The sequence below is a fragment of the Pseudomonas eucalypticola genome (assembly GCF_013374995.1).
GTDB classification, from domain to species: domain Bacteria; phylum Pseudomonadota; class Gammaproteobacteria; order Pseudomonadales; family Pseudomonadaceae; genus Aquipseudomonas; species Aquipseudomonas eucalypticola.
In genome coordinates this window covers 3534112-3553710 of sequence record NZ_CP056030.1, presented here as the reverse complement: position 1 = coordinate 3553710, position 19599 = coordinate 3534112, and the positions used below count along the sequence as shown (strand labels likewise).

Here is a 19599-nt window from a genome sequence, read left to right as displayed (position 1 = left end):
TTCATGACGCGGCCAGGACCGCTGCTACGAAGCGCCAGAAAAGATTTCAATCGAGGGCATAGGGCCTTTCAATTTACGATTCAGGGTTAACCCTCTCTAGGCTTGAAAAGGCAAGCACATCATAAAATCCATGAGGGATTAGCTTTGAAAATCAATACCTTGTCCGGCCACGCCCTGAGCCTGGTCGCCTGTGGCCTGCTGGCCTGCAGCTCGGCATTCGCCGCTACCCTGACCCGCGACAACGGCGCCCCTGTGGGCGACAACCAGAACTCCCAGACTGCTGGCGCCAACGGCCCGGCCCTGCTGCAAGACGTGCAGCTGCTGCAAAAACTCCAGCGCTTTGATCGCGAACGCATCCCTGAGCGCGTGGTGCATGCCCGCGGCACCGGGGTCCACGGCGAGTTCGTGGCCACCAGCAACATCAGCGACCTGAGCAAGGCCACTGTGTTCCGCCAGGGCGAGCATACCCCGGTGTTCGTGCGGTTCTCCTCGGTGGTGCATGGCAACCATTCGCCCGAAACCCTGCGTGACCCGCGGGGTTTCGCCACCAAGTTCTACACCGCCGACGGCAACTGGGACCTGGTGGGCAATAACTTCCCGACGTTCTTCATCCGCGATGCCATCAAGTTCCCGGACATGGTCCACGCGTTCAAGCCGGACCCGCGGACCAACCTGGACGATGATTCGCGCCGTTTCGACTTCTTCTCCCATGTGCCGGAAGCGACCCGCACGCTGACCCTGCTGTACTCCAACGAAGGCACGCCGGCCAGCTACCGATTCATGGACGGCAACGGTGTGCACGCCTACAAGCTGGTGAACGCCAAGGGCGAAGTGCACTACGTCAAATTCCACTGGAAAAGCCTGCAAGGTATCAAGAACCTCGACCCGGCCCAGGTCGCCCAGGTGCAGTCCAGGGACTATGCGCACCTCACCCATGACCTGGTCGGTGCCATCAACAAGGGCGAGTTCCCAAAATGGGACCTGTACATCCAGGTGCTCAAGCCTGAAGAACTGGCCAGGTTCGACTTCGACCCACTGGACGCCACCAAGATCTGGCCCAACGTGCCGGAGCAGAAGATCGGCCAGATGACCCTGAACAAGAACGTCGACAACTACTTCCAGGAAACCGAACAGGTGGCCATGGCGCCTGCCAACGTGGTGCCGGGTATCGAACCGTCCGAAGATCGCCTGCTGCAGGGGCGGGTGTTTTCCTACGCCGACACCCAGATGTACCGCCTGGGGGCCAACGGCCTGAGCCTGCCGATCAACCGGCCGCGGGTGGCGGTGAACAATGGCAACCAGGACGGCGCGCTCAACACTGGCCATACCACCACGGGCGTGAACTACGAGCCCAGCCGCCTGAACCCGCGCCCCGCGGATCCGGACGCCCGCTACAGCCAGTTGGCCCTGAGCGGCAGCACCCAGCAGGCGAAGATCCAGCGCGAACAGAACTTCAAGCAGACCGGCGAGTTGTACCGTTCCTACAGCCCGAAAGAGCAGCAGGACCTGATCCAGAGCTTCGGCGAGTCGTTGGCTGACACCGACACCCAGAGCAAGCAGATCATGCTGTCGTACCTGTACAAGGCGGATCCGGCCTACGGCACCGGGGTGACCAAGGTGGCCAAGGGTGACCTGGCGAACGTCAAGGCCCTGGCTGCACAGTTGCCCGACTGATTGACGCGGCTCCTGGCAGGGCCGGGCGATGCCCGGTCCTGCCGTAACGCTGGATTCGAGAGGCTTCATGAGGTGAGACTATTTCTGTTGGGCTTGTTGGTGGCCCTGTACACCGGCGCTGCCAGCGCCGACCCGCGCACGCAGCTCCGCGAACTGTTTTTCGACGCCGCCCGTGAAGGCGACCAGCCACGGTTGGCGACGTTCATCGAGGCCCATTACGACCTGAATATCCAGGACGAAAAGGGCTACACCGGTTTGATCCTGGCCGCCTATCACGGCCAGCAGGCGGCGGTCGAACAGCTGCTGCACGCCGGGGCCAACCCCTGTGTGCAGGACAACCACGGCAATACGGCGCTGATGGGAGCGATTTTCAAGGGCGAACTGAGCATCGCCCACCGCCTGGTCAACGCCGACTGCAACGCCGACCAGCGCAACCATGCCGGCCAGACCGCGGCGATGTACGCGGCGCTGTTCCATCGCCAGGACATCCTGCAAGCGCTGAAGGCCAAGGGCGCCGACCTGGACGCCAAGGATGACCTGGGCAATGACGTTCAAGGCCTGGCACAAGGGCAGTTCCGGCCAACGCCCTCGCGGTGAGGCCTCGGCCGATCACCCCGGCAATTGCAAACGCGCGCTCAACCCGCCGCCTTCACGGTTGCGCAGCGTCAGCTGGCCGCCGATGGCCAGGGTCAGTTGCTGCGCGATCGCCAACCCCAACCCGGTGCCTCCGGTGGAGCGGTTGCGCGAGTTCTCCAAGCGGTAGAACGGCTTGAACACGGCCTGCAGTTCATCCTCGGCAATGCCCGGGCCCTGGTCCAGCACTTCGATGGTGACGCTGCCATCGCTGGCACGGGTACTGCCCAGGCTGACGTCGCCGGCGAATTTCAGCGCATTGTCCACCAGGTTCGACAAAATGCGCCGCAATGCCTGGGGCCGGGTGTCTATTTGCGCCTGGCTGTTGCCCGCCAGGGCGACGGGCTGGTTGACGTCCTGGTAGTCGAACACCAGGCTTTGCAGGAAGGCGTCGAGGTCGATACGGCAACTGGCCTCGGTGGCACCGTGCAGGGTGCGGGCATAGGCGATGCCTTCGCGCACCAGGTGCTCCATTTCGCTCAGGTCATGCCACAGCTTGTCCTTTTCCACGCCATCGTCCATGAACTCGGCGCGCAGTTTCATGCGCGTCAGCGGCGTCTGCAGGTCATGGCTGATGGCGCCCAGCAGTTGCATGCGCTCCTTGAGGTAGGTGGCGATGCGGTCCTGCATGGCGTTGAACGCCGAGGCCGCGTGGGTGACTTCGCTGGGCCCGCTGAGGTCCAGGCGTTGGCCGGCGCTGTTGGGGTCCAGGGCTTCGGCGGCACTGGCCAGGCGGGTCAGGGGCCGGGTGGCCATGCGCACCGCGGCCCAGGTGCAGCCCCATACCACGGCCAGCTGGATCAGCAACATCACGGGCAGCCATTGGGGAATGGGCATGGAGGAGGGGTGCACGTCGATGGTCACCGGGGTGCCGTCGTCCAGCCGCAGGTGCGCCTGGAAACGGTCGCGTGGGTCCACCGTGTGGGTGAAATTCAGGCCGTGGCTGTTGTTCAATCCGGTGAGAATCGCCTGGCCCGCATGGGGTAACTCGGCGATGGGCAGCGGTTGCCCCGGTGCGCCGTCGCCCAGCTCGAACGTGTATACCTGGCGCGCCAGGCGCGCAATCCAGTCACCGCGCTGGTCGGCGGGCAGGTGGTCGAGGATGGCCACGCCCGTGGCGACGTCACGCTCCATGGTCTTGTGCATCATCGACTCGGAGCTCAGGTAGCGCTCCCAGTATTGCGCGCCGAACGACAAGCCATAAGCCAGGACCAGGCCGGCCAGGAAAATCAGCGACAGCCGCGACGCCAGGGTACGCGGCCACGGGAACCAGGTCTTCATGCTGGCGCCCCGAGAACCTGCACCGGCATCGAGAACACATAGCCTTCGCTGCGTACCGTCTTGATGTACGCCGGCTCGCGGGCATCGTCCAGCAGGCGTTGGCGCAGGCGGCTTACCAGCAGGTCGATGGAACGGTCGAACAGGTCGGCATCGCGTCCCTGGGTCAGGTTCAGCAACTGGTCGCGGTTGAGCACCCGCTGGGGATGGTCGAGAAACACCCGCAGCAGGCGGTATTCGGCACCGCTCAGCGCCACCAGGGTGTCCTGGCCGTCCAGCAGGTGGCGGGCGCTGGTGTCCAGCCGCCATTGGCCGAACGCCAATAGCCGGCCACTGTCGGTCACCTGCAGGTTGGGCGGCAGCATGCGTGTGCGGCGCAGCACGGCGTTGATGCGCGCCAGCAGTTCGCGGGCGGCGAAGGGCTTGGTCAGGTAGTCATCGGCGCCCATCTCGAGGCCGACGATACGGTCGGTTTCGTCGTTGCGGGCAGTCAGCATCAGCACCGGAATGGCCTTGTGCTTGCCGGCACGCAGTTCCCGGCACAGCAACAGACCATCGTCGCCGGGCATCATGATGTCCAGCACGATCAGGTCCACCGGGGTGTCGTCCAGGGCGGCGCGCATCTGCCGGCCATCACCGGCCACCGTAGTGCGCAGGCCATTCTTTTTCAGGTAGTTACCCACCAATTCACGGATCTCGCGGTCGTCGTCGACGATCAGGATATGGTCCACACGCTCCATGACAGCTCCTCTCTGGCGGTTGCAGGCATTCTACCCAGCGGGTGAAGGTTTGCCCGTCTCGCTTTGTATTGCAGTGTATCTGCGGCGCCCCAGATACACAGTGGTGCAAAACCACCGTTTTCAGGCCTCGGGGTGACACATTGGAGATACCCGCCCGGCATTCAATAGCGTCACGGCCACGCAGTTGCAGCGGCCACTTCGATGATTGAATTGCTTGAGGGCATCACCATGAACATCAACACCATCAGCGCCATCGCCGTCTTCGCCCTGGCCAGCACCGGGGCCGTCGTCGCCCAGGCCGATACTATCCATGACAGCTACCACTATGGCCAGCACCTGGACATCCAGAAAGTACTGGCCGACAACGCCGACGCTTCCCAGACCTGCAAAGTGGTGGGTGCGCACATGACGTACCTCGATTCGCAGCACCAGGAGCATGTACTGGATTACCGCCGCATGGCCGAGGTCTGCAACCTGGGCGAGTGAACCCCAGCTGAACGACCCGGCGAATGGGCGTAAAGACTCGGTAAAAGCGGTTGCCAGGCCAACGCCCTTGGGAGGATTCTTGCGATATCACCCAGCCTGGCAGGGATTGACCATGAACCATTCGACTATAGGCCTGATCGCGCTGGTCGTGATTGCGATACTGGGCCCGGCTACCGTGCTGTACGACCTGTTGCGCGACGGCGAGGACAAGCGACGCGCACACGTAGACAAAGAGGAGGGCGGGTCCCTATAGTTGTAGGCCTACTTGTTAGGCTGCTATCTATATGCCCGTTTCGTTGTCCACCGCCAAGCCGCGTGCACCCCTCTGGCTGTTGGTGCTGATCACCATCAGCGGCACCTTGGCCATGCACATGTTCGTTCCGGCGCTGCCGGCCGCTGCCCAGGCGTTGGGGGTCGGCAGCGCCGCGATGCAGCGCACCATCAGTGTGTACATCCTGGGCCTGGCGTTCGGGCAGTTGGCCTATGGGCCGCTCTCCGATGGCCTGGGCCGCCGGCCTCTGCTGCTGGTGGGCCTGGCGTTGTACACGGTGGCGGGGTTGTGCGCCGCGTTTGCCGGTGACGTTCATACCCTGGTGCTGGCACGGCTGGTGCAGGCATTGGGCGGTTGTGCCGGCCTGGCGCTCGGCCGGGCCATCGCTCGCGATCGCGCTGGGCTGGAAGACGCCGTGCGCGACCTGGCGCTGCTCAACCTGATGATGATGGTGGGCCCCGGCTTTGCGCCCCTGATCGGCTCGCTGATCAGCGAACACCTGGGCTGGCGGGCGATCTTCTGGGTATTGGCCAGTTTGGGCGCGATCACCCTGCTGTGCACCTGGCGCTTGTTGCCGGAGACCTCCACCCCCAGCGGCCAGGTCAGCCTGCGCGCCCTGGCCCGTGACTATGGGCTGTTGCTGCGCTCGCCGGTGTTCCTGGGCTTCGCCGTGGGCGGCGGCTGCATGACCACCGCCATCTACGCCTTCATCGCCGCCGCGCCTTTCATCATCGGTACTGAACTGCACCGGCCCTTGAGCGAGGTCGGGTTATACCTGGGCATGCTCATCATCGGCATGTCGGTAGGCAATGCATTGACGCGGCGGTTGATTCGCACGGTGTCGGCGGACCGTCTGTTGTTGGCAGGGGCCTGGCTGAGCATCCTCAGCGCCCTGTGCCTGCTGGCCGTGGTCACGGCGGGGTGGGGCTCGGTGGCCTGGATCGTCGGCCTGGTCAGCCTGTTCGCGCTGGGGGCGGGCTTGGCCAGCCCGGCGGCCTTGAGCCGCGCGTTGAGCGTGGACGCGCACCTGGTGGGCTCGGCAGCCGGGTTGTACGGGTTCGGGCAGATGGCCGTGGGCGCCCTATGCACCTGGGCCGTGGGCTTTGGCCAAGACCCGGCGTTCGCCGCGGCGGCAGTGCTCAGTGCCGCGGCGTTGCTGGGCCTGACCGGCTTCTGCCTGGGCATGGCGGCCCGCCGTGCCGACAGCCGCCAACTTCAGCCTGCAACTTGAGGAAAGCCAGTTCACGTCATTCCCGTTGATGTTATTAAACCGTCATGGGGAAAAGACTGTTGCGTTAGTTGCAATTAAAGATAGATGAAGAGCAAGACAAATACCGCCACGACGGCCCATTGTTCGGCGTAATAACGAGTGCGGTTGCGTTTCTTCAAAGCCTTGCCGCGTTCGCGAATGGTATAGAGGCGGCTGAACAGTCGGTTGATACCCCCGGTCTTGTCGCCCTCGTTGTTCGGCGCCGCCGCAGCGGCCATGACCTTGTAGCTGAACCAGCGATTGAAGGCGCTAGCCCAGCGATATTTAAGCGGCCGCTCGATGTCGCAGAACAAAATGATGCGGTTGTGCTCGGTGGTGTTTTCGGCGTAGTGGATGTACGTTTCATCGAACATCACCGGTTCGCCGTCGCGCCAGTGGTAGTTTTCACCGTCCACATTGATGTAGCAGCCCGGGTCGTTGGGGGTTTGCAGGCCCAGGTGGTAACGGTACGAACCGGCGTAGGGGTCGCGGTGGCGCACCAGCCGCGAGCCGGGGGGCAGGGCGGCGAACATCGCCGCCTTGACCGAGCCGATGCCGGCCAGCAGCTCGGTGGTCCGCGGGCACAGGGCGCTGGCCGAAGGGTGACTGTCGCCGTACCACTTGAGGTAGAAGCGCTTCCAGCCAGTCTTGAAGAAGGAGTTGAAGCCGACGTCGTCGTGGCCGGCAGACTTCTTGATCTCGCCCATTTCCATCAGGCGCACGCCTTCTTCGCGGATTTCCTCCCAATGCGCCTGCAGCGGGCTCAGGTCGGGAAACTCGCGTACATCCAGGTACGGGCGCGCCGGCAGGCGCGAGAACACGTAGAGGAACGCGTTGATCGGGGCCAGGAAACTGGAATGGTCACTCAACTGGCGGGTGAACTTATGGCGCACACGTCCGCGAAAATGAATGAAGACAATGGAACATATGAACAGGGCAAGGATTATATATTTCATGACGGATCGTTTAGAGGGGACCGAATACCGGAAGCCTGGCCACAATAAAGTAGGAAAAGGCGAAATCAGGGCGAGGAAAGCGTCGCCCAGTATAACCGATCGATAGGGTGGGGGAAGTAGTAGGCGAAGGTCGTGGGGCTGTATTCATCCTGCCTTGACTTCGATCATGTCAGTGCGCGGGCAATCGGCCTGGGGGGAAGATCGAATCAAACTCAGCCATTGCCTGCCCGGGCGGGCGATATTCTTGTCGAAGCCGCCGGGCAGGATCAGTATCATGACGCCAGCCTGTCCTGTACCCGTCCTGGAGCTGCGATGCCTACCGAGTCCCCCACGCCCAGCACCGGCGCGCCGATGATCCCCGAACAGCGCCGCGAGCTGATGCTGCGTCAGTTGCGCAAGCACCAGGTGCTCAGCGTGCACCAGTTGATGGAGATGTTCGACTGCTCGCACATGACCGTACGCCGTGACATCGCCTTGCTCGAACAGGAAGGCCGTGCCTACTCGGTGACCGGGGGGGTACGCATTGCCAGCCAGGTGCACAGCGAGCCCAGCCATGAGTCCAAGGCCGTGCTCGAACTGCCGCAGAAGCAGGGCATGGCGCGCCTGGCTGCAGGCCTGCTCAAGGCGGACATGACCCTGTACCTGGACGCCGGTACCAGCACCCTGGAAATTGTCCCGCACATCATCGCCTTGTCGGGCATGACCGTGGTCACCAACGACTTCGGTATCGTGCACGCCCTTGAAGCGGCCCGTCATATCGACGTGATCCACACCGGCGGCCTGCTGGACCACCCCAACCGCTCCTGCGTCGGCGGCCTGGCCGCGGCCACCCTGCGCCAGTTGGCCACCGACATCGCTTTCATTTCCACTAGCGCCTGGGACCTGCAGCGTGGCCTGACCACACCGTCGGCCTTGAAGGTGGAAGTGAAACAGGCCGCCCTCCATTCGGCTGCACAGTCGGTACTGGTGGCCAGCAGTTCCAAATACGGCAGCTTCGGTATGTACAAGATTGCCGGCCTTGAGCAGTTCGACACCATCATCAGCGACGCCGCCCTGGCGCCCGGGGCAGTGGAGAGCGTGCGCAAACTGGGGGTAGACCTGCTGCTGGCTTGAAGCATGGCTACGCCGCGGGGGATTTAACGTTTTTTAACATCGCGTGCGCGGTATTGCGCAGGATTCGTCGTGCCTGTTGCAAAGTGCGTGTTAAAAAATGTTAAATGGCGAAATCGCTTAACAACATCCGATCATCGGCGCATGATCGGGACATCGCATTCACCCCAGGAGTACTGCCATGAATAACAACAACGTCGGTGTCATCGGCCTTGGCGCCATGGGGCTGGGCATTGCCCGGTCGCTGCTGCGTGCCGGTTTCAAGGTACACGCCTGTGACGTGCGTGCCGCCGTCACCGAACAATTCGCCAGCGAAGGTGGGGTTGCCTGCGCCACCCCGGCGGCGATGGCCGCGGCGTGTGACGTGATCATCACGGTGGTGGTGAGCGCCGAGCAGACCGAAACCGTGCTGTTCGGCGATGACGGCGCGGTCGCCGCACTGCGTCCTGGCAGCCTGGTGATCGGCTGCGCCACCGTGGCCCCGACCTTCGCGGTGGAACTGGGCGAGCGCCTGGCCGCCCAGCACCTGCTGTACCTCGACGCGCCGATCTCCGGTGGCGCGGCCAAGGCCGCCGCGGGCGAAATGACCATGATGACCTCTGGCCCCGCCGAGTCCTACGCCAAGGCTGAAGCCGTGCTGGCGGGCATGGCGGGCAAGGTCTACCGCCTGGGCGATGTCCATGGCCTGGGCTCCAAGGTCAAGATCATCAACCAGCTGCTGGCCGGTGTGCACATCGCTGCCAGCGCCGAAGCCATGGCCCTGGGCTTGCGCGAAGGCGTCGATGCCGATGCCCTGTACGAAGTCATCACCCACAGCGCCGGCAACTCCTGGATGTTCGAAAACCGCGTGCCGCACATTCTCAAGGCCGACTACACGCCCCTGTCGGCGGTGGACATCTTCGTCAAGGACCTGGGCCTGGTGCTGGATACCGCCCGTGCCAGCAAATTCCCGCTGCCGCTGTCGGCCACTGCCCACCAGATGTTCATGCAGGCTTCCAGCGCCGGCTTCGGCCGCGAGGACGACTCGGCCGTGATCAAGATCTTCCCGGGCATCGAACTGCCCACGGCCAAGCCCGAGCAGGAGTAAGCCGACCATGAGCCAAACGCCGAACCGCCCATTGCTGGGCTGCATCGCCGACGATTTCACCGGCGCCACGGATCTGGCCAACATGCTGGTTCGCGGCGGCATGCGCACGGTGCAGAGCATCGGCATTCCCGATGAGCGCCTGGCCGCAGGCCTGGACGCCGATGCCATCGTCATTGCCCTCAAGTCCCGCACCGTACCGGTCGCCGACGCGGTGCAAGAGTCCCTGGCTGCCCTGGAATGGTTGCGCGCGCGGGGCTGCGAGCAGATCTTCTTCAAGTACTGCTCTACCTTCGACTCTACCGCCGCCGGCAATATCGGCCAGGTCAGCGAAGCGTTGCTGGCGCGACTGGGCAGCGATTTCACCCTGGCCTGCCCGGCGTTCCCGGAAAACGGCCGGACGATTTTCCGTGGCCACCTGTTCGTCCAGGACCAGTTGCTGAACGAATCGGGCATGCAGCACCATCCCCTGACGCCCATGGGCGACGCCAACCTGGTGCGCGTGCTGCAGGAACAGACCGCCCTCAAGGTCGGCTTGCTGCGCTATGACACCGTGGCCCAGGGCGTGGAAACGGTGCGCCAGCGTATCGCGCAACTGCGCGCCGAGGGTATCGGCATGGCCATCGCCGATGCCGTGTCGGACGCTGATCTGTACACCTTGGGGGCCGCCTGCGCCGACCTGCCGCTGTTGACCGGTGGTTCGGGCCTGGCGCTGGGCTTGCCGGAGAACTTCCGGCGCGCCGGCAAACTGCGCGACAGCGACGCCGCGCAACTGCCCACTGTCAGCGGCGGCGACGTGGTGCTGGCCGGCAGTGCCTCGGCGGCCACTAACGGCCAGGTGGCTGCCTGGCTCGAAGCCGGGCGCCCGGCCTTGCGCATTGACCCGCTGGCGCTGGCCGCTGGCGAGGCGGTGGTCGAGCAGGCCCTGGCCTTTGCCCGTGACGCCGGGCAAACCGTGTTGATCTACGCCACCAGCTCGCCGGACGAGGTCAAGGCCGTGCAGGCCCAGTTGGGCGTGGAGCGCGCCGGCAGCCTGGTGGAAAACGCATTGGGTGACATCGCCAAGGGCCTGCTGCAAGCGGGCGTACGCCGCTTCGTGGTGGCCGGCGGCGAAACCTCCGGCGCCGTGGTCCAGGCCCTGGGCGTGCAACTGCTGCAGATCGGCGCGCAGATCGACCCCGGTGTGCCCGCCACCGTCAGCAGCCAGGGTGAGCCCCTGGCCCTGGCGCTCAAGTCGGGCAACTTCGGCGGCCGCGACTTCTTCACCAAAGCGCTGAAGCAACTGGCGGGGGGCGCGGCATGAGCCAGGAAAGCGCACTGCGCGAGGAAATCTGCGACATCGGCCGGCTGCTGTTCGGCCGTGGCTACACGGTGGGCAGCGCCGGCAACATCAGCGCGCGCCTGGACGACGGCTGGCTGATCACCCCCACCGACGCTTGCCTGGGCCGCCTGGACCCGGCGCGTATCGCCAAGGTCAACCTGGCGGGCGACTGGGTGTCCGGTGACAAACCCTCCAAGACCCTGGCCCTGCACCGCCAGGTCTACGACCGCAACCCGGGCGTGGGCGGGGTGGTGCATACCCATTCCACGCATTTGGTGGCATTGACCTTGGCGGGTGTATGGCGCCCGGACAGTATCTTGCCCCCCATTACCCCCTATCAAGTGATGAAGGTGGGGCCCATTCCGTTGATCGCCTACGAACGGCCGGGCTCGCCCTTGGTGGCCGACCAGGTGGCGTTGCTGGCCAACAGCGTGCGCGGGGTGATGCTCGAGCGCCTGGGGCCGGTGATCTGGGAGGCGTCGGTGGCCAAGGCCGCCTACGCCCTGGAAGAACTGGAAGAGACCGCCCGCCTGTGGCTGATGACCGAACCCAAACCCGACGCACTGGACGCAGCGGCCCTTGAAGCATTGCGCGTGACCTTCGGTGCGCGCTGGTAGCGCGCCGGCCCACCGCTTGCCCGAACAATAACAACAGGAAACCGGAAAAATGACTGATTCCTTCTGCCGTTCGTATGGGAGTGCCCGGCCATGAGCCCTCTGTTGCTGATGACCATCGCGGGTGCCGGCATTGCCGTGCTGTTGCTGCTGGTGCTCAAGTTCAAGTTCCAGCCGTTCGTGGCGCTGATGCTGGTGAGCATCGTCGTTGCCCTGGTTGCCGGGGTAAAAGCCCAGGACCTGGTCGCCACCATCGAAGGCGGCATGGGCAAGACCTTGGGCCACATCGCCATCATCATCGCGTTAGGCGCCATGATCGGCCGGATCATCGAGCTGTCGGGCGGGGCTGAAGCCTTGGCCAAGACCCTGATTGCCCGGTTCGGCAACCGGCGTACGCCACTGGCCCTGACCGTGGCGGGTTTCATGGTGGGTATCCCGGTGTTTTTCGAGGTGGGGGTCATTATCCTCATGCCGCTGGCGTACGGTGTCGCCCGGGCGGCGCGCAAACCGCTGCTGATCTTCGCCCTGCCCATGTGCGCGGCGCTGCTGTCGGTGCACGCGTTTTTGCCCCCGCACCCCGGTGCCGTGGCTGCCGCGGCGCAGTTGGGGGCCGACCTGGGCCGGGTGCTGATGTTTGGCTTGCCCATTGTCGGCGTGCTGTGCCTGCTGGGTTATTTCATCGCCGGACGGATGACGCGCCGGGTGTACCCGATGACCGATGACATCCGTGCCGAAGTGTATGGCCCGCACGTCAGCAACGCCGACCTGGTGGCCTGGGCCAAGGGCGACTACACCCACACCAGCGAGGCGGCGCACGCCAAGACCCTGGGCCTGGAGGAGAGCGCCAGCAGCCTGGCCGCGCGCCTGCCGGCTGCACCGGCACCCGGGTTCGGCCTGATCATCGCCCTGATCCTGCTGCCGATTCTGCTGATTCTGATGGGCACCCTGGCCACGACGTTGTTGCCGCTGGAGTCGGGCCTGCGCAGTGTCATGACCGTGCTCGGCGCGCCCCTGGTGGCGCTGCTGCTGGACACGCTGCTGTGTGCCTGGTTGCTGGGCTCGCGCCGCGGCTGGAGCCGCAGCCAGGTGTCGGATGTGATCGGCTCGGCCTTGCCAGGCGTGGCCATGGTGATTTTGATCGCCGGCGCCGGGGGCGTATTCGGCAAAGTACTGGTGGACACCGGTATTGGTGCGGTAGTGTCCGAAGCGCTGCGCAATACCGGCTTGCCGGTGTTGGCCCTGGGCTTCATCCTGACGCTGCTGTTGCGCGCTGTGCAAGGCTCTACCACGGTGGCGCTGGTGACCACCGCCGGCATTCTCAGCCCGTTGATCGCCACCCTGAACCTGAGCGCCAACCATCTGGCCCTGCTGTGCCTGGCCATGGGCGGTGGCGGCCTGGCGATGTCGCACATCAACGACGCCGGCTACTGGATGTTCACCAAGCTGGCCGGGCTGAACGTGGCCGACGGCCTGCGCACCTGGACCGTGCTGGTAACGGTGCTGGGCACCCTGGGCTTTTTCATGACGCTGCTGCTGTGGCCGTTTGTCTGACCTGTCGAATACCGGAGTTAACATGCCTCGCTTTGCCGCCAACCTCAGCATGCTGTACCCGCAACATGACTTCCTCGACCGCTTCGCCGCCGCCAGCGCCGATGGGTTCGAGGCCGTGGAATACCTGTTCCCCTATGACTACAGCGCCGCCGAACTGAAGCAGCGCCTGGATGACAACGGCCTGGTACAGGCGCTGTTCAACGCGCCGCCCGGTGACTGGGCCAAGGGTGAGCGCGGCACTGCCAGCTTGCCTGGCCGCGAGGCCGAGTTCCGCGCCGGCTTCGAGCGCGCGCTGGACTATGCCGCAGTGCTGGGCAACACGCGGGTGCACGTCATGGCTGGCTTGCTGCCTTCGGAAGCCGACCGCGCCCGCCACCACGGGGTGTACCTGGAAAACCTGGCGTTCGCCACCGCCCAGGCGGCCAAGGCCGGGGTCACCGTGCTGCTGGAGCCGATCAATACCCGTGATATGCCCGGCTTTTTCCTCAACCGCCAGGACCAGGCCCACGCGATCTGCCGCGAAGTGGGCGCGGCGAACCTCAAGGTGCAGTTCGATTTCTACCACTGCCAGATCGTCGAAGGCGACCTGGCCGTCAAGCTGCGCCGTGACCTGGCTGGCATCGGCCATATCCAGATCGCCGGGGTACCGGACCGCAACGAGCCTGACGTGGGCGAAGTGAACTTCCCCTACCTGCTTCAGTTGATCGACGGACTGGGCTATGACGGCTGGGTAGGCTGCGAATACCGGCCCAAGGCCGACACCAGCGAAGGCCTGGAATGGCTGCGTCGCTGGCGCGCGTTGCAGCGGCCATAAGGTCCGCGACAAGGTAACTTGGCAGGACCGGGCGCAGCTCGGGAAGCGGGCGACGCGAACCTCCAGGCCCTGCGCGGTGCGCTTTTCCCGAGCTTCGCCCGGTCCCACAGCGAAAACGCTACTCCCGCAGCCCAACCCTGTGGGACCGGGCGCCAGCTCGGGAAGCGGGCGACGCGAACCTTCAGACCCTGCGCGGTGCGCTTTTCCCGAGCTTCGCCCGGTCCCACAGTGAAAAACTCCATTCCCGCAGCTCACCCTGTGGGACCGGGCGCCAGCTCGGGAAGCGGGCGACGCGATTCTTCAGACCCTGCGCGGTGCGCTTTTCCCGAGCTTCGCCCGGTCCCACAGCGAAAACGCCACTCCCTCAGCCCAACCCTGTGGGACCGGGCGCCAGCTCGGGAAGCGGGCGACGCGAACCTTCAGACCCTGCGCGGTGCGCTTTTCCCGAGCTTCGCCCGGTCCCACAGGGTTGTGGGAAGCGAAGGTCATGTCGCCGTCTGGTTGTGCAACGCGGTGCTGGCCTGCAACCACGCGAACCCACCGCCACGCACCACCAGCACCCGGTCCTGGGGAATCTCGATCAATGGAATCCGCGCCGGGTCTACGCCGCCGCGCAACGCCAGCACGCTGCGCAAAATGCCGGCGTGGGCCACGATCACGGTGTCACCGGTCAGGCCTTGCAGCACCGCCTCGACCCGGTCGAACACCATCGGGTAATTTTCCCCACCAGGGGCGGGATAGTTCAACGGGTCGGCCCAGCGTTCTTCGTAGTGCCCGGGCGCCTGCTCGCGGATCTGCTCCCAGCTCAAGCCTTCCCATTCACCGAAATGAATCTCCACCAGGCGTTCGTCCAGGCGGTAGTCGGCCGCTGGCAAGCCGGCGCCTCGGCGCACGATTTCCATGGTCTCGCGGGTTCGTGCCAGCGGGCTGGCGACAAAGTCCCAGGTGCTCAGGTCGAGGGGCAGGGCCTTGAGGCACAGGCCGGACTCGGCGGCCTGGCCGCGACCGGTATCGTTCAGTGCGATGTCGCGCCGGCCTTGCAGCAGGCGTTGGGCATTCCAGGCGGTTTCGCCATGGCGTATCAACAGCAGGGTAGGGGCAGGCAAGCAAACCTCCGTGGCGTTCAGGGTGCAGGGCAGGGCGTACGGCTTCTCAATCCCGCGCGCGCATGAAGAACCCTGCCACGTACTTGCTGAAGGTGTCCAGGCTCTTGAAGTCGGCCAGGCGTTTGAAGGTGTCGCTGCTGGGCTCCGGCCCCAGGGGCTGTTTCATCAGCGAGACCGACAGCACCCGATCCAGGTTGGAACTGAGCACCAGTTCATCCATCACGTCGCCGCCAATCACCGGCCGGCGCATGACCACCCGCACCCCTTTGCCAGCCATCCAGTCGATCAGCGACACCAGCATCTTCAGCGGCTCGCGCTCTTCCTCGCGCAACACCGGAAACAGCTGCGCCCGCGACAGCACCGGCACCGTGGCCACGTGGATCATCTCGTAATACTGGCTGCCCGCCGTGGTGGGCGAGTACAGCGCCAGGGCCAGCAATGGGCCGCTGGTGCGCTCGCCGCCCCATAGCCAGTGGTAGCCCTGGAAGTCGAAGCCGTTGTCGCTGCGGCCGTTGAAGACCTTGCGCGTGCGCACTTCGTTGACGCAGTCCAGCAGCAGGCCGTAGCGCCGTTGGCTGCCGAACGCCGTGGACTCCTTCAGCCGTGCCTTGAGCATCATCATGTGTTTCATGTCGATGCGCGTTTCCAGGTAATGACTGGCGGGTACGCGCTCCACCAGCGGGTAGCGGCTGGCGACGCTGCGCAACTCGGCGAATTGGCGGGTCAGGTCTTTCTTCAGGTCAGTGGCGTACACGTTCAGGCCCGAGGCCTCGATGAACGTCACCAGAAGCGACAGCAGGCGATGCTGCTCCTTGCGGGTGCCCACGCCGCTGGCGTTGCTGGTACCCGGCGCGCTGCCGGAAGAACGAAACTCGCCAATCAACCTGAGGGGCACATCCGGGGCCAGCCAGGCCGCGGGCGGCTCATCGTGCTCGCTGGCACTGCCAGGCTCGCGCGCATCCTTGATGAATGGGCAGTGCGCCGCGTGCTCGGCGGTACCCGGGTTGTTCTTCAGAAACAGCGTGCCGGTGCTGCTGTTGAGGGTCACGTTCATGACCGGCAGGGCAGCGGGCTGGCAGTCGCAGGCCAGCCACTGGCCGGCGCCGCGTAGTTTCATCAGCCACTGGTTGGCCTGCAACAGGCGATGGCCGTCGAGCTGGTTCAGGACAAAGCCTTCGACCAGTACCTGTTCGGCCGGGGTCAGGGTGCGCACCAGGGCGCCGTTCTTCTCGATGATTCGCATAACGGGTCAGGCAAGTCCCTGGCCATACATGGCCGCTGCACGTTGATGGAGCCGCCCGTGCCGGGCGATCAGTGCAGTGTACCTGACCTGCAAGCGCAGGGCTGCCCTCGGGAGCGGGACGCCGGGCGCGCTATAAGTTGCGGAAAATGCATATTAACTTATGCCTAAAATGAATTTCACGTGTTGAGTTGGGGCTGTTAGCTTATGCAGCATGGTTTTTAGCAAGCCTTTGCATATAACCGATTATCAGGAGATTGCTGTGCGTAGATTCCTGCAACTGGCGGCCGCCACCTTGGCCGCATCCCTCAGCCTTGGCGCGTCGGCGCTGACGCTGACAGTGGGCGACCAGAGCTACAACACCCGCGCCGTGATGGAGGCCGCCGGGGTCCTGGACGGGCTGCCGTACACCCTGGAGTGGAAGCAGTTCACCGCCGGCTCTCCCGTGGCCGAGGCGTTGAACGCCGGCAGCCTCGACCTGGGCCTGCTGGGCGATGCGCCGCCGCTGTTCCTGGGCGCCCTGGGCGCGCCCATCAAGGTCATCGCCGTCACCCGGCAAAACCTCGACGGCGTGGCCATCGTGGTCGGCAAGCATTCGCCGATCAAGAGCGTCGCCGACATTCGCGGCAAGCGTGTGGCAATCTGGAAAGGCTCCTGGAGCCAGCAGTTGCTGTTCACTGCCCTGGACAAGGCCGGCGTACCCCGGGACTCGGTGGACGTGCGCTACCTCAGCGCCCTGGATGCTTCCCATGCCCTGGACGGCGGTTCGGTGGACGTGATCGCCACCTGGGAACCCTACGTCACCCAACAGGAGCGCCAGGGCGGCCGGGTGATCGCCTCGGCCCAGGGGCTGATCCCGGCGCAGAGTTTCGTGGTAGCCAGCAACCACTCGCTGGACGACAAGCGCGCCGCCATCACCGACTTTCTCCAGCGCCTGAAAAAGGCCCGCGAATGGACCGTCACCGACCCCGCCCACAATGACGCCTATGCCGATGCCTGGGCCGAGCGAACCCGCGCCGACCGTGAAATCGCCCGTGCCTGGTTCAGCCGAGCCAAGACTGACCTGGGGCCGGTCACGCCGCAGAGTATCGCCGATGCCCAGAAGACCATTGATTTCTTCAGCGGCCTGGGGCTGATCAAGTCCTACCCGGCGGCCAGCCTGTTCGACACATCCTTCAACGCTGCCGTGCAGCAACCCGCCACGGCCCAGGCCGCGCCATAACCGATAAGGAGCGTCGCCATGAGCACACGCCAACTGAAACTGGGCGCCCTGACCATGGGCGTCGGCGGCCCCGGCCGCCACAACCTGTGGCTGGACCCCGAATTGCCCAGCGACGCCAGCGTCAACATCGACTGGTACATCGACATCGCTCGGCAGGCCGAAGCGGCACTGTTCGATCTGCTGTTCATTGTCGACAGCCAGTTCATCACCCCGGGTTCGCCGCCCCATTACCTCAACCGCCTGGAGCCGCTGACGCTGCTCTCGGCCGTGGCCGTCACTACCCGCCACATCGGCCTGGTGGGCACCCTGACCACGTCCTACAACGAGCCGTTCAACGTGGCCCGGCGCCTGGCGTCGCTGGACCTGATCAGCAAGGGCCGCGCCGGCTGGAACGTGGTCACCAGCGGCGACGCTGGCACCGCGGGCAATTACGGCCGCGACGAACATTATGACTACGACACCCGTTATGGCCGGGCCAAGGAACATGTGCAGGTGGTGCAGGGGCTGTGGCAGTCCTGGGAAGACGACGCCTTCGTGCGCGACCGCGCTACCGGGCGCTATTTCGATCCCGCCAAGTTGCATGCGCTGAACCACAAGGGTGAACACTTTTCGGTGGTGGGCCCGCTGAACCTGCAGCGCTCGCCCCAGGGCCAGCCGGTGATTTTCCAGGCCGGCGATTCGGAGCAGGGCAGGGAACTGGGCGCGGCCATCGCCGACGTGATCTTCACCCACGCGCCGAACCTGGAGCAGGGCCAGCAGTTCTACCGGGAAATCAAGGCGCGCGCCGTGCGTCAGGGCCGCGACCCCGAGCAGGTCCTGGTATTGCCAGGGGCCGAGGTATTTATCGGCGACACGGACGAGCAGGCTCGCGAACTGGAGCGTCAGTACCACCAGGCCGACCATAGCTTTGACCAGGCGCTACTGGAGTTCGGACGCTCCTTCGGCTGGCATGACTTCAGCCAGTACGACCTTGACGCGCCGTTCCCGGCACAGGCGCTGGAGCATGCGCGCAGCAGCTTCTTTACCGTGGCCAAGCGCATCACCGACCGCGCCGTCAGTGACAGGCTGACCTTGCGTCAGGCCGTGGAGGCGTCGCGCCAGTTGCGCCCCGGCGCGTTCGTCGGCACCGCCGAGACCGTGGCTACGACCATGGCCGAATGGTTCGAGGCGCGGGCGGTGGATGGCTTCAACCTTTACATCGGCCACCCCGCACAGTTCCGCCGCTTCACCGAGGAGGTGGTGCCGCTGTTGCAGGAAAAAGGTGTGTACCGCCGCGAATACCCGGGCACCACGTTGCGCGAAAACCTGGGGCTGGCGATTCCTCGCAACCTGCGCTGACGCTTCACACGGGGGGCGTTGCACGGCGCATATCGCTTCAACACTGTCGTCAATGGGCAAAACCCTTCAGCGTGTACGGGCTATCATCAAGCCGCCAGGTGCCCCCAGAGCACCCGCCAGGAGGAAAGCCCATGACGCGCCCCGCAACCTGCAGCGACACCGAGTGGCAAGCCCGCTGCGACCTCGCTGCGCTGTACCGCATGATTGCCCATTTTCGCATGACCGACCTGATCGACACGCACCTGACGCTGCGCGTGCCGGGCCCCGAGCATCATTTCCTGATCAACCGCTACGGCGTGCTGTTCGACCACATGCGCGCCAGCGACCTGGTGCTGATCGACCAGCACGGCCAGGCCGTGGACCCCGCGTGCGCGCACATCCCGGTGAACGCCGCAGGCTTCGTGATTCATTCAGCCATCCACATGGCCCGCCCGGACCTGGCCTGCGTGATCCACACCCACACCGCCGCCGGTATCGCGGTGTCGGCCCAGGAACACGGGTTGCTGCCCATCAGCCAGCACGCGTTGAAGTTCTACGGCAAGCTGGCGTACCACACCTACGAAGGCATCGCCCTGTCGCTGGACGAACGCCAGCGGCTGATCGCCGACCTGGGCCCGCACCGGGCCATGATCCTGCGCAACCACGGCTTGCTGGTGGGCGGGGGCACGGTGGCCGAAGCGTTCCACGAGATCCATTTCCTGGAACGGGCTTGCCAGGCGCAGGTCCAGGCCCTGGCCGGGGGTGGCAAGCTGGTCTACCCCTCGGCGGATGTCTGCGCCCATACCGCTGCCCAATTCGACAGTGATGGCGTCGAGCGGATCATCGACATGGCCTGGGCGGCTGCCCTGACGTTGATAGAGGGCCAGCGCGCGTCCTACTGTTCGTGACAGCCAGGGCAAACCGCGCTTGCCG

General features: G+C 65.0%; 19 protein-coding genes. 13 read left to right on the top strand and 6 right to left on the bottom strand.

Translation table 11 applies throughout. The annotated features are described in order from the left end of the window. Nucleotides 1-159: 159 nt before the first annotated feature. Nucleotides 160-1674: a catalase KatB gene (gene katB, locus HWQ56_RS15770; RefSeq protein WP_233270977.1), complete on the top strand. Its 1515-nt coding sequence runs from the start codon at nucleotides 160-162 to the stop codon at nucleotides 1672-1674. 72 nt (nucleotides 1675-1746) lie between these two features. Next, a complete protein-coding gene (locus HWQ56_RS15765; RefSeq protein WP_209008682.1) occupies nucleotides 1747-2271 on the top strand; it encodes an ankyrin repeat domain-containing protein in 525 nt (174 codons plus the stop codon). 12 nt (nucleotides 2272-2283) lie between these two features. Here HWQ56_RS15765 and HWQ56_RS15760 read toward each other — a convergent pair whose 3' ends face one another. After that, nucleotides 2284-3588, bottom strand: coding sequence for an ATP-binding protein (locus HWQ56_RS15760; RefSeq protein ID WP_158159246.1), 1305 nt, complete (start codon nucleotides 3586-3588; stop codon nucleotides 2284-2286). Continuing rightward, complete coding sequence (locus HWQ56_RS15755; RefSeq protein WP_176571092.1) at nucleotides 3585-4325, bottom strand: response regulator; 741 nt, start codon at nucleotides 4323-4325, stop codon at nucleotides 3585-3587. The genes HWQ56_RS15760 and HWQ56_RS15755 overlap by 4 nt, the downstream gene beginning before the upstream one ends. 201 nt (nucleotides 4326-4526) lie before the next feature. Here HWQ56_RS15755 and HWQ56_RS15750 point away from each other — a divergent pair, with 201 nt between their 5' ends. Both HWQ56_RS15750 and HWQ56_RS15745 read left to right on the top strand, forming a co-directional pair. Continuing rightward, nucleotides 4527-4811: a DUF2790 domain-containing protein gene (locus HWQ56_RS15750; RefSeq protein WP_158159248.1), complete on the top strand. Its 285-nt coding sequence runs from the start codon at nucleotides 4527-4529 to the stop codon at nucleotides 4809-4811. 284 nt (nucleotides 4812-5095) lie between these two features. Continuing rightward, nucleotides 5096-6313 carry a multidrug effflux MFS transporter gene (locus tag HWQ56_RS15745; protein ID WP_176571091.1) on the top strand — a complete coding sequence of 406 codons (1218 nt, stop codon included), beginning with the start codon at nucleotides 5096-5098 and terminating at the stop codon, nucleotides 6311-6313. A 74-nt stretch (nucleotides 6314-6387) separates the two neighbouring features. Here HWQ56_RS15745 and lpxO read toward each other — a convergent pair whose 3' ends face one another. Together lpxO and HWQ56_RS29265 are read right to left on the bottom strand one after the other, a co-directional pair. Continuing rightward, entirely contained in the window at nucleotides 6388-7287 is a 900-nt protein-coding gene (gene lpxO, locus HWQ56_RS15740) for a lipid A hydroxylase LpxO (protein ID WP_158158250.1), read from the bottom strand. Nucleotides 7288-7431: 144 nt separating this feature from the next. Beyond that, nucleotides 7432-7563 carry a hypothetical protein gene (locus tag HWQ56_RS29265; RefSeq protein ID WP_280634411.1) on the bottom strand — a complete coding sequence of 44 codons (132 nt, stop codon included), beginning with the start codon at nucleotides 7561-7563 and terminating at the stop codon, nucleotides 7432-7434. A 36-nt stretch (nucleotides 7564-7599) separates the two neighbouring features. Between HWQ56_RS29265 and HWQ56_RS15735 the strand changes: the two genes are divergently transcribed. The 6 genes from HWQ56_RS15735 to otnI all read left to right on the top strand — a co-directional run bounded on the left by HWQ56_RS15735 (nucleotide 7600) and on the right by otnI (nucleotide 13781). Further along, on the top strand, nucleotides 7600-8400 hold the full coding sequence (locus HWQ56_RS15735; RefSeq protein WP_176571090.1) for a DeoR/GlpR family DNA-binding transcription regulator: 801 nt from the start codon (nucleotides 7600-7602) through the stop codon (nucleotides 8398-8400). A gap of 178 nt (nucleotides 8401-8578) precedes the next feature. Next, nucleotides 8579-9484 (top strand): L-threonate dehydrogenase, encoded by a 906-nt coding sequence (gene ltnD / locus HWQ56_RS15730; protein ID WP_176571089.1) that lies wholly within the window; start codon nucleotides 8579-8581, stop codon nucleotides 9482-9484. 7 nt (nucleotides 9485-9491) lie between these two features. After that, nucleotides 9492-10784: a 3-oxo-tetronate kinase gene (gene otnK / locus HWQ56_RS15725; protein WP_176571088.1), complete on the top strand. Its 1293-nt coding sequence runs from the start codon at nucleotides 9492-9494 to the stop codon at nucleotides 10782-10784. Next, the gene (gene otnC, locus HWQ56_RS15720; protein ID WP_158158246.1) at nucleotides 10781-11419 is read left to right on the top strand and encodes a 3-oxo-tetronate 4-phosphate decarboxylase; all 639 of its coding nucleotides are present in this window, start codon (nucleotides 10781-10783) and stop codon (nucleotides 11417-11419) included. Before otnK ends, otnC begins: the two co-directional genes overlap by 4 nt. Before the next feature lie 90 nt (nucleotides 11420-11509). Further along, nucleotides 11510-12967: a GntT/GntP/DsdX family permease gene (locus tag HWQ56_RS15715; RefSeq protein ID WP_176571087.1), complete on the top strand. Its 1458-nt coding sequence runs from the start codon at nucleotides 11510-11512 to the stop codon at nucleotides 12965-12967. 22 nt (nucleotides 12968-12989) lie between these two features. Next, a complete protein-coding gene (otnI, locus tag HWQ56_RS15710) occupies nucleotides 12990-13781 on the top strand; it encodes a 2-oxo-tetronate isomerase (protein ID WP_158158244.1) in 792 nt (263 codons plus the stop codon). A gap of 485 nt (nucleotides 13782-14266) precedes the next feature. On the opposite strand, the gene HWQ56_RS15705 is transcribed toward otnI, so the two are convergent. Both HWQ56_RS15705 and HWQ56_RS15700 read right to left on the bottom strand, forming a co-directional pair. Further along, the gene (locus HWQ56_RS15705) at nucleotides 14267-14887 is read right to left on the bottom strand and encodes a histidine phosphatase family protein (RefSeq protein WP_158158902.1); all 621 of its coding nucleotides are present in this window, start codon (nucleotides 14885-14887) and stop codon (nucleotides 14267-14269) included. A 46-nt stretch (nucleotides 14888-14933) separates the two neighbouring features. Next, complete coding sequence (locus HWQ56_RS15700; RefSeq protein ID WP_158158900.1) at nucleotides 14934-16130, bottom strand: hypothetical protein; 1197 nt, start codon at nucleotides 16128-16130, stop codon at nucleotides 14934-14936. Nucleotides 16131-16389: 259 nt separating this feature from the next. Here HWQ56_RS15700 and HWQ56_RS15695 point away from each other — a divergent pair, with 259 nt between their 5' ends. From HWQ56_RS15695 to HWQ56_RS15685, 3 genes are all read left to right on the top strand, one after another. Then, entirely contained in the window at nucleotides 16390-17349 is a 960-nt protein-coding gene (locus HWQ56_RS15695) for an ABC transporter substrate-binding protein (protein WP_158158898.1), read from the top strand. An 18-nt stretch (nucleotides 17350-17367) separates the two neighbouring features. After that, nucleotides 17368-18687 carry an LLM class flavin-dependent oxidoreductase gene (locus tag HWQ56_RS15690; RefSeq protein ID WP_158158896.1) on the top strand — a complete coding sequence of 440 codons (1320 nt, stop codon included), beginning with the start codon at nucleotides 17368-17370 and terminating at the stop codon, nucleotides 18685-18687. A 131-nt stretch (nucleotides 18688-18818) separates the two neighbouring features. Then, nucleotides 18819-19574 carry a class II aldolase/adducin family protein gene (locus HWQ56_RS15685; protein WP_176571086.1) on the top strand — a complete coding sequence of 252 codons (756 nt, stop codon included), beginning with the start codon at nucleotides 18819-18821 and terminating at the stop codon, nucleotides 19572-19574. Nucleotides 19575-19599 lie beyond the last annotated feature (25 nt).

Bases quoted from the DNA above. Each gene is read 5' to 3' on its own strand.
- otnC (WP_158158246.1), top strand. From the start codon at position 10,781: ATGAGCCAGGAAAGCGCACTGCGCGAGGAAATCTGCGACATCGGCCGG.
- otnI (WP_158158244.1), top strand. From the start codon at position 12,990: ATGCCTCGCTTTGCCGCCAACCTCAGCATGCTGTACCCGCAACATGAC.
- HWQ56_RS29265 (WP_280634411.1), bottom strand. From the start codon at position 7,563: ATGATACTGATCCTGCCCGGCGGCTTCGACAAGAATATCGCCCGCCCG.
- lpxO (WP_158158250.1), bottom strand. From the start codon at position 7,287: ATGAAATATATAATCCTTGCCCTGTTCATATGTTCCATTGTCTTCATT.
- HWQ56_RS15750 (WP_158159248.1), top strand. From the start codon at position 4,527: ATGATTGAATTGCTTGAGGGCATCACCATGAACATCAACACCATCAGC.
- HWQ56_RS15755 (WP_176571092.1), bottom strand. From the start codon at position 4,325: ATGGAGCGTGTGGACCATATCCTGATCGTCGACGACGACCGCGAGATC.
- ltnD (WP_176571089.1), top strand. From the start codon at position 8,579: ATGAATAACAACAACGTCGGTGTCATCGGCCTTGGCGCCATGGGGCTG.
- HWQ56_RS15745 (WP_176571091.1), top strand. From the start codon at position 5,096: ATGCCCGTTTCGTTGTCCACCGCCAAGCCGCGTGCACCCCTCTGGCTG.
- HWQ56_RS15685 (WP_176571086.1), top strand. From the start codon at position 18,819: ATGACGCGCCCCGCAACCTGCAGCGACACCGAGTGGCAAGCCCGCTGC.
- HWQ56_RS15760 (WP_158159246.1), bottom strand. From the start codon at position 3,588: ATGAAGACCTGGTTCCCGTGGCCGCGTACCCTGGCGTCGCGGCTGTCG.
- HWQ56_RS15735 (WP_176571090.1), top strand. From the start codon at position 7,600: ATGCCTACCGAGTCCCCCACGCCCAGCACCGGCGCGCCGATGATCCCC.
- HWQ56_RS15690 (WP_158158896.1), top strand. From the start codon at position 17,368: ATGAGCACACGCCAACTGAAACTGGGCGCCCTGACCATGGGCGTCGGC.
- HWQ56_RS15700 (WP_158158900.1), bottom strand. From the start codon at position 16,130: ATGCGAATCATCGAGAAGAACGGCGCCCTGGTGCGCACCCTGACCCCG.
- otnK (WP_176571088.1), top strand. From the start codon at position 9,492: ATGAGCCAAACGCCGAACCGCCCATTGCTGGGCTGCATCGCCGACGAT.
- HWQ56_RS15715 (WP_176571087.1), top strand. From the start codon at position 11,510: ATGAGCCCTCTGTTGCTGATGACCATCGCGGGTGCCGGCATTGCCGTG.